Annotated in this window: 18 protein-coding genes; 6 read left to right on the forward strand and 12 right to left on the reverse strand. The window is 66.7% G+C overall.

The window, feature by feature from the left end; all coding sequences use genetic code 11:
- Nucleotides 1-202 precede the first annotated feature (202 nt).
- Nucleotides 203-709 (forward strand): DinB family protein, encoded by a 507-nt coding sequence (locus tag ACWD0F_RS45775; RefSeq protein ID WP_449888497.1) that lies wholly within the window; start codon nt 203-205, stop codon nt 707-709.
- Between the two features lie 362 nt (nt 710-1,071).
- On the opposite strand, the gene ACWD0F_RS45780 is transcribed toward ACWD0F_RS45775, so the two are convergent.
- The 5 genes from ACWD0F_RS45780 to ACWD0F_RS45800 form a co-directional block, all read right to left on the reverse strand.
- A complete protein-coding gene (locus ACWD0F_RS45780) occupies nt 1,072-1,704 on the reverse strand; it encodes a DUF6461 domain-containing protein (protein ID WP_449888499.1) in 633 nt (210 codons plus the stop codon).
- A gap of 457 nt (nt 1,705-2,161) precedes the next feature.
- Nucleotides 2,162-2,395, reverse strand: coding sequence for a tyrosine-type recombinase/integrase (locus tag ACWD0F_RS45785; RefSeq protein ID WP_449888500.1), 234 nt, complete (start codon nt 2,393-2,395; stop codon nt 2,162-2,164).
- An 8-nt stretch (nt 2,396-2,403) separates the two neighbouring features.
- Nucleotides 2,404-3,021: a nitroreductase family protein gene (locus ACWD0F_RS45790; RefSeq protein ID WP_449888502.1), complete on the reverse strand. Its 618-nt coding sequence runs from the start codon at nt 3,019-3,021 to the stop codon at nt 2,404-2,406.
- A 327-nt stretch (nt 3,022-3,348) separates the two neighbouring features.
- Nucleotides 3,349-3,711: a DUF1801 domain-containing protein gene (locus ACWD0F_RS45795; RefSeq protein ID WP_449888503.1), complete on the reverse strand. Its 363-nt coding sequence runs from the start codon at nt 3,709-3,711 to the stop codon at nt 3,349-3,351.
- 33 nt (nt 3,712-3,744) lie between these two features.
- The gene (locus tag ACWD0F_RS45800; RefSeq protein ID WP_449888505.1) at nt 3,745-4,281 is read right to left on the reverse strand and encodes a dihydrofolate reductase family protein; all 537 of its coding nucleotides are present in this window, start codon (nt 4,279-4,281) and stop codon (nt 3,745-3,747) included.
- A 138-nt stretch (nt 4,282-4,419) separates the two neighbouring features.
- Here ACWD0F_RS45800 and ACWD0F_RS45805 point away from each other — a divergent pair, with 138 nt between their 5' ends.
- From ACWD0F_RS45805 to ACWD0F_RS45820, 4 genes are all read left to right on the forward strand, one after another.
- A complete protein-coding gene (locus tag ACWD0F_RS45805) occupies nt 4,420-4,749 on the forward strand; it encodes a YciI family protein (RefSeq protein WP_449888507.1) in 330 nt (109 codons plus the stop codon).
- 13 nt (nt 4,750-4,762) lie between these two features.
- Nucleotides 4,763-6,067: an RNA polymerase sigma factor gene (locus tag ACWD0F_RS45810; RefSeq protein ID WP_449888508.1), complete on the forward strand. Its 1,305-nt coding sequence runs from the start codon at nt 4,763-4,765 to the stop codon at nt 6,065-6,067.
- 736 nt (nt 6,068-6,803) lie between these two features.
- A complete protein-coding gene (pafA, locus tag ACWD0F_RS45815) occupies nt 6,804-8,162 on the forward strand; it encodes a Pup--protein ligase (RefSeq protein WP_449888510.1) in 1,359 nt (452 codons plus the stop codon).
- A 128-nt stretch (nt 8,163-8,290) separates the two neighbouring features.
- Nucleotides 8,291-8,485, forward strand: coding sequence for a hypothetical protein (locus tag ACWD0F_RS45820; RefSeq protein WP_449888512.1), 195 nt, complete (start codon nt 8,291-8,293; stop codon nt 8,483-8,485).
- A 95-nt stretch (nt 8,486-8,580) separates the two neighbouring features.
- Here ACWD0F_RS45820 and ACWD0F_RS45825 read toward each other — a convergent pair whose 3' ends face one another.
- The 6 genes from ACWD0F_RS45825 to ACWD0F_RS45850 all read right to left on the reverse strand — a co-directional run bounded on the left by ACWD0F_RS45825 (nt 8,581) and on the right by ACWD0F_RS45850 (nt 12,681).
- On the reverse strand, nt 8,581-9,045 hold the full coding sequence (locus tag ACWD0F_RS45825) for a hypothetical protein (protein WP_449888513.1): 465 nt from the start codon (nt 9,043-9,045) through the stop codon (nt 8,581-8,583).
- Between the two features lie 265 nt (nt 9,046-9,310).
- Nucleotides 9,311-9,982 (reverse strand): dihydrofolate reductase family protein, encoded by a 672-nt coding sequence (locus ACWD0F_RS45830; RefSeq protein ID WP_449888514.1) that lies wholly within the window; start codon nt 9,980-9,982, stop codon nt 9,311-9,313.
- A complete protein-coding gene (locus ACWD0F_RS45835; protein WP_449888516.1) occupies nt 9,982-10,488 on the reverse strand; it encodes an SRPBCC family protein in 507 nt (168 codons plus the stop codon). Before ACWD0F_RS45835 ends, ACWD0F_RS45830 begins: the two co-directional genes overlap by 1 nt.
- Nucleotides 10,485-10,835, reverse strand: coding sequence for an ArsR/SmtB family transcription factor (locus ACWD0F_RS45840; RefSeq protein ID WP_449888517.1), 351 nt, complete (start codon nt 10,833-10,835; stop codon nt 10,485-10,487). The genes ACWD0F_RS45835 and ACWD0F_RS45840 overlap by 4 nt, the downstream gene beginning before the upstream one ends.
- A 77-nt stretch (nt 10,836-10,912) precedes the next feature.
- Nucleotides 10,913-11,539, reverse strand: coding sequence for a response regulator (locus tag ACWD0F_RS45845; RefSeq protein WP_449888518.1), 627 nt, complete (start codon nt 11,537-11,539; stop codon nt 10,913-10,915).
- Entirely contained in the window at nt 11,536-12,681 is a 1,146-nt protein-coding gene (locus ACWD0F_RS45850; protein WP_449888520.1) for a sensor histidine kinase, read from the reverse strand. The genes ACWD0F_RS45845 and ACWD0F_RS45850 overlap by 4 nt, the downstream gene beginning before the upstream one ends.
- 173 nt (nt 12,682-12,854) lie before the next feature.
- Here ACWD0F_RS45850 and ACWD0F_RS45855 point away from each other — a divergent pair, with 173 nt between their 5' ends.
- Nucleotides 12,855-13,034 carry a hypothetical protein gene (locus ACWD0F_RS45855; protein ID WP_449888521.1) on the forward strand — a complete coding sequence of 60 codons (180 nt, stop codon included), beginning with the start codon at nt 12,855-12,857 and terminating at the stop codon, nt 13,032-13,034.
- Nucleotides 13,035-13,397: 363 nt separating this feature from the next.
- Here ACWD0F_RS45855 and ACWD0F_RS45860 read toward each other — a convergent pair.
- Nucleotides 13,398-13,676 (reverse strand): DUF6461 domain-containing protein (locus tag ACWD0F_RS45860; RefSeq protein ID WP_449888523.1); only part of this gene is annotated, 279 nt, incomplete at its 5' end.

Raw genomic sequence — 13,676 nt, forward strand, 5'->3', positions numbered from 1 at the left:
AGATGCAGCCCTACGATCGCCACTGCATGGCTGGACGCCGTACGTGCTTGAGGGCGATCGACGATCCAGGGTTCGTTCCTCACCCTGGCTCACCGGGGCACGCAAGCTGATCACCGCGTGTGGTGCGGGCCGTCTAACACTCTGGGTTTCGAGCTCGCACACGTCTCCCTCTGCTTCGGTCGAACTATGGCATGATGCCCCGATGATGGATCACGAGCGGACACAACCTTCACCTATAGCTGACGATCGCGCCTCGCTGACCAGCTTCTTGCAGTACCAGCGCGAAACTCTGGCCATGAAGTGCGCGGGGCTGACCAGTAAGCAATTGAGGGAGAAAGCCGTCCCGCCCTCTGAGCTGTCTCTTCTTGGGCTAGTACGACACCTCGCCGAAGTTGAGCGTAGTTGGTTTCAGGTGGTATGGAACGGAGAGAATACCTCGGCCTATTGGCCTGGAACAGTGAGTGGGACATTCGCCGAGTTCGATGTCGAAGCGGCTGAAGCCGATGAGGCATTCAGCGTATGGAAGTCGGCATGTCAGCGATCTTCTGAGATCGCGGAAGCCACTGAGTTCCTCGACGTCACGGTCCAATGGCGCGATGAAGGCTTTTCACTCCGCTACATCCTCACGCACATGATCGAGGAGTATTCGCGACACAACGGCCATGCCGACCTGCTCCGCGAGCGGATCGATGGAGCCACCGGAGAGTAATCAGGGCCGTAGCCGCCAAGCTCGTCGCCATGCCACTCGCGGCACAGGACTCTGACCTCCTCGCTGCCCAAGTGGCATGCGCTCCCATAATCTGCTGTTACCGGCCGCGGCCTGGTTCCTGGCTGAAGAGGGCTTCGCGAAGTTGATCAACGGTCGGTGCGCTGTTCGCGTCGCCGGTTGCAGTTTGCGTTGCAGTTCCATGTCGTCCAGGAGTGTTCAAGGGGGACCATACGTGCCTCCTGATCTGCATTGAACTACTCGGAACGGCTCGAACTGGATCTTTTAATCCGCAGGTTATGAGTTCGAGCCCTGATGTAGCGCGGACATCACAGTCGACCGACTCGGGTAGCGGAGGCAAGATCTCATCTGGCACCCGCCCCCACGCTGGCCGCCGGACGCATCGGGGACAGGATGTCAGCCGACGACGCCGCTCTGAGCGGCCCTCTGATGATCTCCAGGGGCAGCACCACACCGGTCAACCGGGCCGCGAGGAGAAGCGCTCCGGACACCGACGACGGCACCTCAGCGTCGGTTCCGGGTACACCATCGGGATCAAGGCCCGCCTCCCTCATCAGGTCGTTGAGCCGATCAGGATCACTTCCGTGCCGACATTCTGGAATCTTGGGGTTGAAGTAGGTGACCAACTCCCCGTCCACCGCGTAAACGAAGTCGTCGGACGCGTAGTCGTGCCGTAGCACCGCCACGGCCACGGTCCCGGCCGAAAGTGCCTGTGCCTTGTCGGCTTCCGTGCACGTCCACCCGCTCTCCTCGATGAGCACGGTCCAGTCGCCTACTCGCCCCGCGAGCACGGTCTCAGGAAAGAGACCATCGTCTATCAACTCGTCATAGGTGAGCGTCCGGATGCTCTCCTGGTCAGCACCGAGTCGGAGAAGCGCCTCCACCTCGCTGACTCCACGCACGAAGGTCAGGCACCACAGATCGCCTAACTCATCGTCTTCGGCCAGCCAGGCAACATCGGCGTAGGTGAAGGCCATCCGCAACACCTCTGTTGATCGTCGTGCCATTAGCGTGCCATTAAAGGCGGTCAGCAGCGGTCAATCACGGTCACTCGCGGACGGTCCTCAGCGCAGGTCGAGGCCGTTGTGCCTGGTGATCAGACCGTTTTGCAAGCAGGAAGTCAGGAGTTCGAATCTCCTAGGCTCCACCCAGGTCAAAGGCCACTCCCCAAGATCGGGAGTGGCCCTTTTGATCTTGTATAGCTGCAAAGTACAGCTACGATCCCAGCCCGTGTCTCGATGCGGGCGTAGGTCTTCGTTGTTGACGGTGGGCTGCTGGGACGGGGCCAAGCATGCCTCAGTCGCCGGCGGACGAGCCGCGCCATCGACACCGCTTCGGGCGGTAGAGATCTGCGGCTCACAGGCAGCGATCTAGGAATTGTCGTAGGGTTCTGGCACTCTTCGTCGAGAATGACATGGCCGTGATCGTCATCGGCTACGAGTCCAAGCGATCGCCGAGCTGTGTGAGAGCTCGTCGCGTCTCCTCTGAGGAGACCTCGGCGTACACGTTCATCGTGACCGAGATTTGCGAGTGGCGCAGGATCTGCATAGTTACACGCGGATGGACGTCGAGAGCGACTAGCAAGGACGCGCAGGTCTTGCGGGTGGCGTGGACATGGACTTTCCGCACGCTCGCCTTGGCACAGGCGTTCGCGAAGCAGTACCTCACCCTTGAAATCAGATTGGTGAGACGACTTCGGCTTCTTGGGTCTCATCCAATCCGAGGCACCGCAGGTTGGGTCTTCGGTCTTCGCTCCATGGATCGCTGCGCAGCTCAGCCACGCTGCGCCGTCGCCGCACCTGCTGCCCGTGATCGGCCGCGGCACCGACGGCCGTCATCGACACGACCACCCAGCCCGGGTTCGGCCGCAACTCTGCGGTCAGACCTTCGATGTCGAAGGCGCGGAACTGGTGGCACGTCAGTCCCATCGCTTGTGCTTGCACAGTCAGGTGCGCCACAGCCTGGCCGAGGTCGTAGTCGGCGAACTCCGAATAGACCAAGTCGGTGTCGTCGACGTACCGCCGGGTCAGATTCACAATCAAGAGCCCTGCGTTCGGTGCCCATCGTGCCGAGCTCCGTGCGAGATACCGGGTGACCCGCGCATGGTCGGGTTCACCTCGGCGGACCGGGAGGAATCCCCACGGCTGGGAGTTCCCCGCAGACGGCGCCCACCGCGCGGCCTCCAGCAACAATCCGAGCTGCTCATCATCGATGATGCCGGCCGGGTCGAACTGGTGCGGGCTGAACCGATCCGCCAGGAGCGGATGCAGATCCAGGGGGAGATCTTGATCCATCGTCACAACCCACCACAACTCCCCAGCCCACGTGTCTATGCCATCTCGACACAGACGATGGGTGTGCCCCAGTCGAAGATTCGGTGGGGTGTTGCCTCGGCTCGATGCAAGTGGCCCTGCGCAGGCCCGACGCCACCCCTGATGCCCAGCGGCTCGGCGAATCACCGCTGGTCGTCAACACCCGGCACGAGCGCCTCATCGACGGCCTGCTCGCGCCGGCCGAGAGGGCAGGCCCGTCCTGGAACGCCACCAGTCCGTGGACCTGGCGGAAGTCGCCTTCCACGTCGTTGACCATGCCGGCGAGGAGTCCGACGCCAAGGCCACCATTCATGCGTTTCGCGCCAGGTCGCGGGCCTGCGTCAGCCAGCCGGTGAACAGCTCGGCGTCGATGTCCGCCGCGGTCCGGACTTTGATGTGCGCCATCCCGCCTGCGGTGTCCATCCGGCCGGAGTCGTCGGTGATTTCCCGGCCCTTCCAGAAGCCGAACGTCACATAGGACGTGTACGCCTTGAGCAGGCACACCGGATTCTTGCCCGGTGCCGCGCCGAGACTCCACACCGGATGTCCCTGCCACATTGCGCCGGCTCCGGGCAGCACCGCGTCGGTGATCGACGCCAGCTTTTCGCCGATGGCCCGCAGCGGCTCGGGCTGAGCGGCCAGATACTCGTCAACGGTCGTGAACTTCGCCATGTTGATCGTTTCCCTTCGAATCTGTTGAACCGGTCAGGCCTGCTGATAGGTGAGGTGGACGACGCCGGTCGGGAAGGTCTCCGAGCCGGCGAGCTGCAACGGCACCCGCCCGGCACTCTCGTCGAAGAGGCGCTTGCCGTTGCCCAGCACGATCGGGCAGACCATGAGGTGCAGCTCGTCGAGCATGCCGGCGCCGATCAGCGACCAGACCAGGGTGGCGCTTCCGGTGATCGTGATGTTCCTGCCGGGCTGCTGCTTGAGTGCGGTCAGGGTCGCCACGACGTCTCCGTCGATCAGGGTGGTGCCCGCCCAGTCGACCGAGGTCAGCGTCGTCGATGCCACCAGTTTCGGGGTGTTGTTCATGAAGTCGGCGACCTCCCCGCTCTGTCCGGGCCAGATCGCCGCGAACTCCTGGTACATGTTCCGGCCGAGCAGCAGCGTGTCGGTGGCGTCGCGGCGGGACTTGATCGACTGTCCGACCTCGTCGCAGTAGTAGTCGAAGCTCCACTTCTCCGGCGACTCGATGACGCCGTCCAGCGACATGTGCAGCCCGGCAACGATCTTCCGCATGATGTTTCTCCTTCGGGTCGGTCGTCCTCTACTGGTGCAGCGAACGACCCCGAGCCGGATCGACACGTTCGGCGAAATGGTTTGAAGATTCTTTGTGCGACGATGGACAGCGTTCGCCGGCGGACTGAAAGGACTGTCATGCGGTTCCTGATGACGACCAACGGTGGCGGTCCCCCGCCCACCCCCGAGCTGTTCGCCGAGATGGGGCGGTTCGTGGAGGAGCTGGCCCAGGCCGGCGTCCTGCTGGCCAGCGGCGGGCTCGATCCCAAGGGCACCCACTTCTCGGCCAGGAGCGGCCAGGTCACCGTGACCGACGGCCCGTATGCCGAGGCGAAGGAGTCGATCGTCAGTTTCGCCCTGATCGAGGCGCGTACCGAGGACGAGGCGATCGAGCTGGCCAAGCGTTTCTGGGCGGTTGTCGGTGACGGCGAGGGCGACGTCCGCCGGGTCTACGGCCCCGAGGACTGAGATTTCCGGGCCGGTGACCGACGTCGTAGCTGAAGCTGAAGCTCGCCGCACCGTGGACACGGTGTGGCGGCTGGAGTCGGCCCGCATCGTGGCCGGCCTGACCCGGCTCGTCCGCGACGTCGGCCTGGCCGAGGAGCTGGCCCAGGACGCGCTGGTCGCCGCGTTGCAGGACTGGCCGCGGACCGGCGTTCCCGACAACCCGGGCGGCTGGCTGATGGTCACCGCCAAACATCGGGCGATCGACCGGCTGCGCCGCAACGACCGGCTCGACGACAAGGTCGCGCAGCTCGGCCACACCTTCGCCGACCAGCAGCGTTCGGCGATCCACAATGGGACGGCCGACTTCGACGCGGTGATCGACGACGAGGACCTCACCGACGACATCCTGCGACTGATCTTCATCGCCTGCCATCCGGTGCTGCCGACCCCGTCCCGCGTCGCGCTGACGCTGCGGCTGCTCGGCGGCCTGACCACCGAGGAGATCGCCCGCGCGTTCATGGTCGCCGAACCGGCCATCGCGCAACGGATCGTGCGGGCCAAGCGGACCCTCGGCGAGAGGCGCATCGCGTTCGAAGTGCCGCCGGCGCCGGAACGCGCCGAGCGGCTCGCCTCGGTGCTCGAAGTCGTCTACCTGGTCTTCAACGAAGGCTACTCGGCCACGGTGGGCGACGACTGGTTGCGGCCCGAGCTGTGTCAGGAGGCGCTACGACTGGGCCGCATGCTCGCCGAACTCGCACCGGACGAGCCCGAGGTGCACGGCCTGGTGGCGCTGATGGAGATCCAGGCATCCCGATTCCGGGCTCGGGTCGATCAGGCCGGCCTGCCCGTCACGCTGCGGGACCAGAACCGCGGCCGCTGGGACCAGCTGCTCATCCGGCGCGGCTTCACCGCCCTGCTGCGCGCCGGCAAGCTGGAGCGCCCGGTCGGGCCGTACGTGCTGCAGGCGGCCATCGCGGCCTGCCACGCCCAGGCCCGCCGGGTCGAGGACACCGACTGGGAACAGATCGCGGCCCTCTATGAGACGCTCCTGCACATGGCTCCGTCACCGGTGGCACAGCTCAATCACGCGGTGGCGGTGTCGATGACGCGGGGCCCGGAGGCCGGGCTGAGCATCGTCGACGAGCTGACCGGACATTCGGCGTTGCGCGACTACCATTTGCTGCCCGCGGTGCGCGGCGACCTGCTGGCCAAGCTCGGGCGGATGGACGAGGCCCGGGTCGAGTTCGAGCGGGCCGCGCAGCTGACCCGGAATGCGCCGGAGCGCGAGGTGCTGCTCCGGAGGGCGTACGCGTGCGCGGCGGGAGCGGGAGCGGGATAAGCGTGCGGGTTTCTGGTGGTGAGCGGCGCGATGCTGCGATGGACACGAACCGGGTGCTGCTTCGTTGCGAGATCGTCGAAGGGACCGATCGCATTCATACGGAGTCTGCTGCGGGCATTGCGGTGACAGTTGGATGCACCGACCCGCCTGCGGAGGCTGGTCCGAGGTGATCAGGATGGCCCAGGTGGTGAGCTCTTCTCCCGCTTCCGAGGCTCGCTGCGCGTCCCTGTCAGAAGGGCAGCGGCTGCGCGGACAGCAGCACCACCGGCTCGAACGCGCTGGCCGGGAAGCGACCCCGGCTACAAGGCAGCGGCCTTCGCCAAGGTGCCGGGCGAAGAACTGCGTTCCCGGTGGCGATAGCGGCTGGTCCTGTGGCCGTCGACGAATGCCTCGGCTTCTGACTGGCTGGGTCGGCATATCGAGCCGCCCGTTGCCTGATTACCGGGCTGACCGACGAAAGCCCACCCGCCTGCCGCCTCAGCCCCGCAACATCCGAACCGTCGGGGCGTCATCGAGGTAGTCTCTCTTATTTTCCCAGGTAGGAGGGGGTGTCCGTGCTCCCCGCCGACTACCAGGCGCTACTGGCCGCGGTGTGCTCCAGCCGGACTCCGCTGCAAGCGAGCCTCGTAGCGCAAGCCGTGTCGTCGGCTTTCCGATACCCGCACATCAGTGCCCGGCCGGGTGCGGCGAACGACGATCTCCCCCGTCGCGCGGGCGGGAAGCGTAGTGTGAGGTCGTGGATCGACGCATCTTCGGTCTGGAGAACGAGTACGGCGTCACGTGCACCTTCCGAGGCCAGCGCAGGCTGTCCCCGGACGAGGTGGCGCGCTACCTGTTCCGGCGGGTCGTGTCCTGGGGCCGGTCGAGCAACGTGTTCCTGCCCAACGGCGCCCGCCTCTACCTGGACGTGGGCAGCCATCCCGAGTACGCCACCCCCGAGTGCGACAACATCGTGGAGCTGGTCACCCACGACAAGGCCGGCGAGCGCATCGTGGAGGGGCTGCTGGTCGACGCCGAGAAGCGGCTCCGCGAGGAGGGCATCGCCGGCGACATCTACCTGTTCAAGAACAACACCGACTCGGCCGGCAACTCCTACGGCTGCCATGAGAACTACTGTGTGGGCCGGCATGGGGAGTTCGGGCGGCTGACCGACGTGCTGATCCCGTTCCTGGTCACCCGGCAGATCATTTGTGGCGCGGGGAAGGTGCTGCAGACCCCGCGGGGGGCGGTGTACTGCGTGTCGCAGCGCGCCGAGCACATCTGGGAGGGCGTGTCGTCGGCCACCACCCGGTCCCGTCCGATCATCAACACCCGTGACGAGCCGCACGGCGACGCTGAGCGGTTCCGCCGCCTGCACGTCATCGTGGGCGACTCCAACATGAGCGAGACCACGATGCTGCTCAAGGTCGGTGCGACCGACCTGGTGCTGCGTATGGTCGAGGCCGGGATCGTGATGCGCGATTTGAGCCTGGAGAACCCGATCCGGGCGATCCGCGAGGTGTCCCACGACATGACCGGGCGGCGGCGGGTTCGGCTGGCCAACGGGCGCGAGGCGTCCTCGCTGGAGATCCAGGAGGAGTACCTGGGCAAGGCCAAGGACTTCGTGGACCAGCGGGGCGGCGACGTGATCGCCCGGCGGGTGCTGGATTTGTGGGAGCGCACGCTGCGCGCGGTGGAGACCGGCGACCTGGACGCGGTGTCCCGGGAGATCGACTGGGTCACCAAGTACCAGCTGATCGAGCGGTACCGCAAGAAGTACGACCTGCCGCTGTCCTCGCCCCGGGTGGCCCAGCTCGACCTGGCGTACCACGACGTGCACCGCCGGCGCGGACTGTTCTACCTGCTGCAGCGGCGCGGCGCGGTGGAACGGGTGGCGTCCGACATCAAGATCTTCGAGGCCAAGTCGGTGCCGCCGCAGACCACGCGGGCGCGGCTGCGCGGCGAGTTCATCCGCAAGGCGCAGGAGAAGCGGCGCGACTTCACCGTCGACTGGGTGCACCTGAAGCTCAACGACCAGGCGCAGCGCACCGTCCTGTGCAAGGACCCGTTCCGCAGCGTCGACGAGAGGGTGGACAAACTCATCGCCGGCATGTGACCGAGTGGAGCCAGGGAACCAAAGCCACACGGCGGGCGGAAGTCCGTCATTGAGAAAGTTGCCATCCTGTTCTTGCAGGTGAATGGGCCTGGTGTGGTGGCGGTTGGTGTGAGTGGCGCACTCTCAAGGTGGAGTACGTGCACCGCCACCGGCTCCGCACCCGGGCTGAGGCCCGCCTGAAGATCGCCACCTGGATCATCGACTTCTACAACGCCACCCGGCGGCGCAGCGCCAACGACGGCCTGCCGCCCACCACATTCGAACGTCACATGATCGAGAAGAGACAAGCCTCATCGGCCCTGCTGAGGACCGCTGTGGCATAAGACGTCTCCACGCTTCCAGGGGATTGACACTCGTGAGCTTCGGCAACTTTGCCAGTACGGCGCGTGACCCTGCCCTGCCTTACCGATGGCGGGTGTCAGCGTTCCGTTCGTGCGTGCAGTTGTATCGGCCACTTGGATTCGAGGCGACGCTGAGTTTCCTCGAGTCCCGAGCCGGGAGGTTTCAACGCGATGAGGCGGCACTGCTTCAGGCGCTGGATGTTATCGAGGCCAGCCGCGCTGCCTGGCATGCCGAGCTCCGCGCCTACGCGACGAGGCGCCAGGAGGCCAAAAGGCAGGGCCAGCGATCTCCGCGTGCAGGGGAACCAAATCCAAACTTTCAGGTTCGCTGGTATTGGTACGGCAATCCCCGGAAGGCCGCGGTGCACGCATTGCGGTTTTGGCGCCGCCAACGCTTCCCTCGCCTGCTGCCCTCCGCAGATCCAGTTCTCCTGGAGATCAGCAAATGCGTCAGTGAGTGCCTGGACTCCGGCGCCGTCTTCACGGAAGCGCAGTGCGACCTCCTCGGCGTCCGAGTAAGCGAGCTTGAGCATCGTCTGCACTCGTTGGATCTCCTGCTGGTCGTTCGGCACATCGAGGTGGCATCAGGTCTGCGATAGCTCGAAGCGACGAGAGACCGAACCCTGCGGTTGAGGCGGTGGTGTTCGGCCGGCGAGTCGTCAGACGGCGCCGGCGTTCCCGCGTGGTGCTGTATAGCAGCCGGATACAGCAACGCCGCCTCACCTGATCAGATGCCACCAGTCTCCAACTACCGCTTGAGCAGAGAGGACGCCCCTACGTCGTGACTGGCTCCCATTTGCTTGACGCTCAGAGCGCCGAGGATCTCACAGCGCTGCTGACCTCGGCGGGGGAGTGCTGAGGTCGCTTCCGGACCGCGTAGGTCAGGTGGGTCACCCGCTGCGTCGGCTCCGCGCGGACCGGCTCCAGGGCCACGCGGCTCGCGTCCACACCCTCGAACAGGCGGATCCCGGAGCCGAACAGCACGGGGGAGAGCGCGATCGAGAACTCGTCGATCAGGCCGGCGTTCACGTACTCCAGGATCGTCGCGCCGCCGCCCGCGATGCGGACGTCTCGGTCGCCGGCGGCCTCGCGGGCCTGGTCGAGCGCGGATTCGATGCCGTCGTTGACGAAGTGGAAGGTGGTCCCACCCGGCCGCTCCCAGGGGTCACGCTTCTCATGCGTCACGACGAAGACCGGCGTGTGGAACGGCGCCTCCTCCGGCCACATCTGCTCGCCGGCGTCGAACATGCGCTTGCCCATCACGCTCGCGCCGGTGCGCTCGAACGTCTCCCGCACGATGTCGTTGTCGCGCCCTTCCTTGCCGCCCTTGCCGAGCTTCAGGTTCTCCCGGAAGAACCGCTGCGGGAAGATCCACGCCTGCAGTTCCATCCACTGCTTCCCCATCAACTCCCCGAGGGACCCGGGCGCGATGAACCCGTCCAGCGACATCGACACGCTGAAGAACACTTTTCCGGCCATCAGTCCTCAACTCCCTTCCGAACGATCTCGGTGACGTAGGCAGCCAGGTTGTTCAGGGTCTGCCTACCGCCCTCGATCGCGTGGTACTTCTCGACCGCCTCGTCGTGCAGCTCCTTGGTGGGGAACACCGTGCGCATCTCGATCCGGGTCGCCGCGCCGTCGGTCGCGAACGCGAGGACCGACTCGAAGGCGTTCGGGTCGCCGCGGTATTCGCCGTGCAGCAGCACGATCCGCTCCGGCGGGGCGATCTCGGTCCAGGAGATCCACTCCTGGTAGTCCGTCCTGTCCGGTCCGTGCATCACGAAGTCCCACTCCCCGCCGACGCGGAACTCGAAGGACCGCGTGGTGGTGGTGAACCCCTCCGGACCCCACCACCGCGACAGGTGCCGCACCTCGGTGAACGCCTCGAACACCAGCTCCCGTGGGGCGTCGATGACCCGGGAGATCACAACCTCGCGGTCGGCCGTCGCGGACTGCGCCGATGCTCCTTGTCCCGTCTCGCTCATCTGTTACTTCCTTCCTGTCCTGCCTGCTTGAGGTCCTGCACGTACGCGTCCAGCCGGTCGAAGCTCTCGTTCCAGAACCGCTCGAACCCGCCGACCCACTCGTGGACCGTCCGCAGCCCGTGGGCGTCAAGGCCGTACAGGCGCTGCTTGCCCGCCTTGCGGTCCCGCACCAGCCCGACCTCCCGGAGCACCCGCAGGTGTTTGGACGCCCCCGGCTGGGTCATCCCCAGCTCCTGGGCCAACTCGGTCACCGGCCGCTCACCCGCCCGCAGCAGCGCCAGGATCTCCCGGCGCTGCGGCTCGGCGATCGCGTTGAAGACGTCCGACGTCGTCGCTGCTCGTGCCATGGGCGCCATCATATGCCGATATCGGCATGCGTCAAGCCGGAGGAATCAGGCGGGCCTTGTCAGATGTGGCCGCCAGGTCAGGGCGGGCCAAGGATGCCGCGGGCGATGGCGGTGGTCACGGCGGCGGTGCGGTCGGCGACCCCGAGCTTGTCGAAGATGCGCATCATGTGGCTCTTCACGGTCGCCTCGCTGATGAACAGCTTCCGGCCGGTCTCCGGGTTCGACAGGCCGCGGGCCGCGCACTCCAGCACCTGAATCTCCCGTGTGGTGAGGGCGGGGGCCTCACCACGCATGCGGGTGGCCAGCTTGGCCGCGACTGGAGCGGCGAGCACGGTGCCGCCCGCCGCAGCCGTGCGGATCCCCGCGACCAGTTCCTCGCCCGAGGCGTCCTTCAGCAGGTAACCGGTTGCTCCCGCGGCGACGGCGCGCAGGATGTCCCCGTCGGAGTCGTAGGTGGTGAGTATGACGACCGCCGTCGCGGTCCCGGCCGCGACGATCTGCTGGGTCGCCTCGACCCCGCCCATGCCGGGCAGGCGCAGGTCCATCAGCACCACGTCGGGCACGGTGGCCGCCGCCAGCGCGACCGCCTCCTCGCCGGTGCCGCATTCGGCCACGACCGTGAGGGCCGGTTGGGTGGCCAGCACGGCGCACAACCCCTGCCGGACGATGGGGTGGTCGTCGACGATGAGTACGCGGACGGTCACAACGGCAGCTCCACCTGGACCAGGGTTCCCGAGGGCCGGGCCGGGCCGATGGTCAGGATTCCCCCGACCTCGGTGACCCGGTCGCGCATGCCGCCGATCCCGAATCCGCCCCCGGCGTCGCCGGGGGCGAAGCCTTGGCCGTCGTCGCTGATCCGCAAGGTCACGCCCGCCGTCCCGTACGCCAGCACGCCCTCCAGCCGGCCTGCGCCGGACGCGTGCTTGCGGATGTTGGCCAGGGCTTCCTGGGTGACGCGCAACAGCACCACCTCCTCGTTCGGGGTGAGCCGGCGGGGCGTGCCGGTCATCGTGAAGGCGGCGTCGAGCGTGGTCTCCGCCTCGAACCGCTCGATGAGCCCGCCCAGGGCGTCCGGTAGCGAGGTGTCGCGGAGCTGGGGCGGCGGCAGCGCCGCGACCAGGGCGCGGGCCTCGGCCAGGTTGTCCATGGCGGTGCGGCGGGCCTGGTCAAGATGGCCGCGAGCGGCCTGGTCGCGCTCGCACGTACCGGCCTTGGCCGCTTCGAGCAGGAGCAGCACGCTGGTGAAACCCTGCGCGAGCGTGTCGTGGATCTCCCTGGCCAGTCGCTCGCGCTCGGCCACCACCCCGGCCGCCCGGCTGACCTCGGCCAGCTCGGCCCGCGTCGCGGCCAGCTCCTTGACGAGCCTGGCCCGCTGCCGGCTCTGCTCGATGATCCGGGTGATCCAGACACCGAGTACGAGGGCGGCCACCAGTGCCACCGTCGCCACGAGGATCACCGAGGGCAGCTCCTGCTCGTACGCATCGCTGCGGACGATCATGACTACGGCCATCGACAGCACGCTCGCGACCGTCACGGCGATGGCCTTGCGCAGCGGGAGCAGCGCCCAGATATGCGGGTACAGCATGAACGACATCAGCGCGCCCGAAGGCGTCGCCACGAACAGCGCCGCCGACAGGAGGATGGCGCCGGCCAGATAGACGACGCCCAGCCGGCTGTGGCTGCGATGCAGGGCGCGAGCGCCGGTGGCACCGTACCAGCAGCATTGCAGCGCGAGCACGACCAAGGCGAGACGTCGGTCGACGGCGGAAGGGTCGGCGTCGCCGGTGACGACGAGACCGGCGGTCAGCACGGCCAACGTGCCGAAGGCGAGATGCCAGCCTGGCACCGTCCGATGCCAGTCGTCCTGCCCCGCATCAACCGGGCTTGTGAGGGAATCGCCAACCATCTCGACAGTATGGGCGAGCAATGTCGCCGCCCGGTATCCACCTTTCGTCGGAATCAGCACCCCATCCTTCGGTGACTGCCCGATGGCGTCGGGCTCGGGCAGGCTCAGCAGCCATGAACCCGAAACTCTCCGCACGAATCCTCGTCGCCCTGTCCATCGCCTACGGTTTGACGATCGGACTCCTGTCCATCCTCAACGTCGCCCAGAACACCATGACGACCTTCCTGATCGCCGGCGCCATAGTCCTAGGCGGCCTGTGGGTGGTGCGCGGCCTGTTCACCGGACGCGGCTGACCCGCTCGGCTCCTGGCCACGGATGGGGTGCCGTCGGTCTTCTCGCCAGGAGACGATCGAGTCACCGGCGGTCGGTCGTCAGCCCGAAGAGTCCTGAGCTGGTGGGAGCGACCGGACGCCCCCGTGTGGTGGCGGCCAGCTGCGACGAGGTCGTACTCGGCGACCCTGAGACGGGCGAATGGGGCGAGCCGTTCGCCTAACCGGCCGACATCGCCGCGCTGATCGAGGAGAACGAGTCCGACGACTTCATCAGCTGCATGGACGCAGGGCTCGTGGACGGGCGCCCGGTTGCGGTGATCGGCGCCGGAGAGGGACAGGTCTACGTGTGGGACCTGGAGGACGGCAACGTGCTCGGCGAGCCGCTCACCGGGCACGATGGAGCAGATCATCCAGCGCTGACGGGACGTCGCCCGATCGCTGCGAAAGATCCATCAACCGGAAGGACGTAAGAATGGCTCCGTCGACGGCATAGGTGACGCGGTTGTCCCGCTCCCCACGCCAGATGACGTTCAGGGCCCGCCCGCTGACCGACAGCGCCTCCAGCACCTCCTCCCTGTTCCCCTGGAAACCGGGGGACTCGAAGGCGAGCGTCCACTCGCCTGCCGGAGTCAGCTGGAGCAGGTCGTCGTCCCTGTACTCCTC

Source organism: Nonomuraea sp. NPDC002799 (assembly GCF_053592075.1).

What these genes read in the sequence shown, in the direction of transcription:
- ACWD0F_RS45775 (WP_449888497.1), top strand. Translation starts at nt 203, where the DNA reads ATGATGGATCACGAGCGGACACAACCTTCACCTATAGCTGACGATCGC.
- ACWD0F_RS45780 (WP_449888499.1), bottom strand. Translation starts at nt 1,704, where the DNA reads ATGGCCTTCACCTACGCCGATGTTGCCTGGCTGGCCGAAGACGATGAG.
- ACWD0F_RS45790 (WP_449888502.1), bottom strand. Translation starts at nt 3,021, where the DNA reads ATGGATCAAGATCTCCCCCTGGATCTGCATCCGCTCCTGGCGGATCGG.
- ACWD0F_RS45795 (WP_449888503.1), bottom strand. Translation starts at nt 3,711, where the DNA reads ATGGCGAAGTTCACGACCGTTGACGAGTATCTGGCCGCTCAGCCCGAG.
- ACWD0F_RS45800 (WP_449888505.1), bottom strand. Translation starts at nt 4,281, where the DNA reads ATGCGGAAGATCGTTGCCGGGCTGCACATGTCGCTGGACGGCGTCATC.
- ACWD0F_RS45805 (WP_449888507.1), top strand. Translation starts at nt 4,420, where the DNA reads ATGCGGTTCCTGATGACGACCAACGGTGGCGGTCCCCCGCCCACCCCC.
- ACWD0F_RS45830 (WP_449888514.1), bottom strand. Translation starts at nt 9,982, where the DNA reads ATGGCCGGAAAAGTGTTCTTCAGCGTGTCGATGTCGCTGGACGGGTTC.
- ACWD0F_RS45835 (WP_449888516.1), bottom strand. Translation starts at nt 10,488, where the DNA reads ATGAGCGAGACGGGACAAGGAGCATCGGCGCAGTCCGCGACGGCCGAC.
- ACWD0F_RS45840 (WP_449888517.1), bottom strand. Translation starts at nt 10,835, where the DNA reads ATGGCACGAGCAGCGACGACGTCGGACGTCTTCAACGCGATCGCCGAG.
- ACWD0F_RS45855 (WP_449888521.1), top strand. Translation starts at nt 12,855, where the DNA reads ATGAACCCGAAACTCTCCGCACGAATCCTCGTCGCCCTGTCCATCGCC.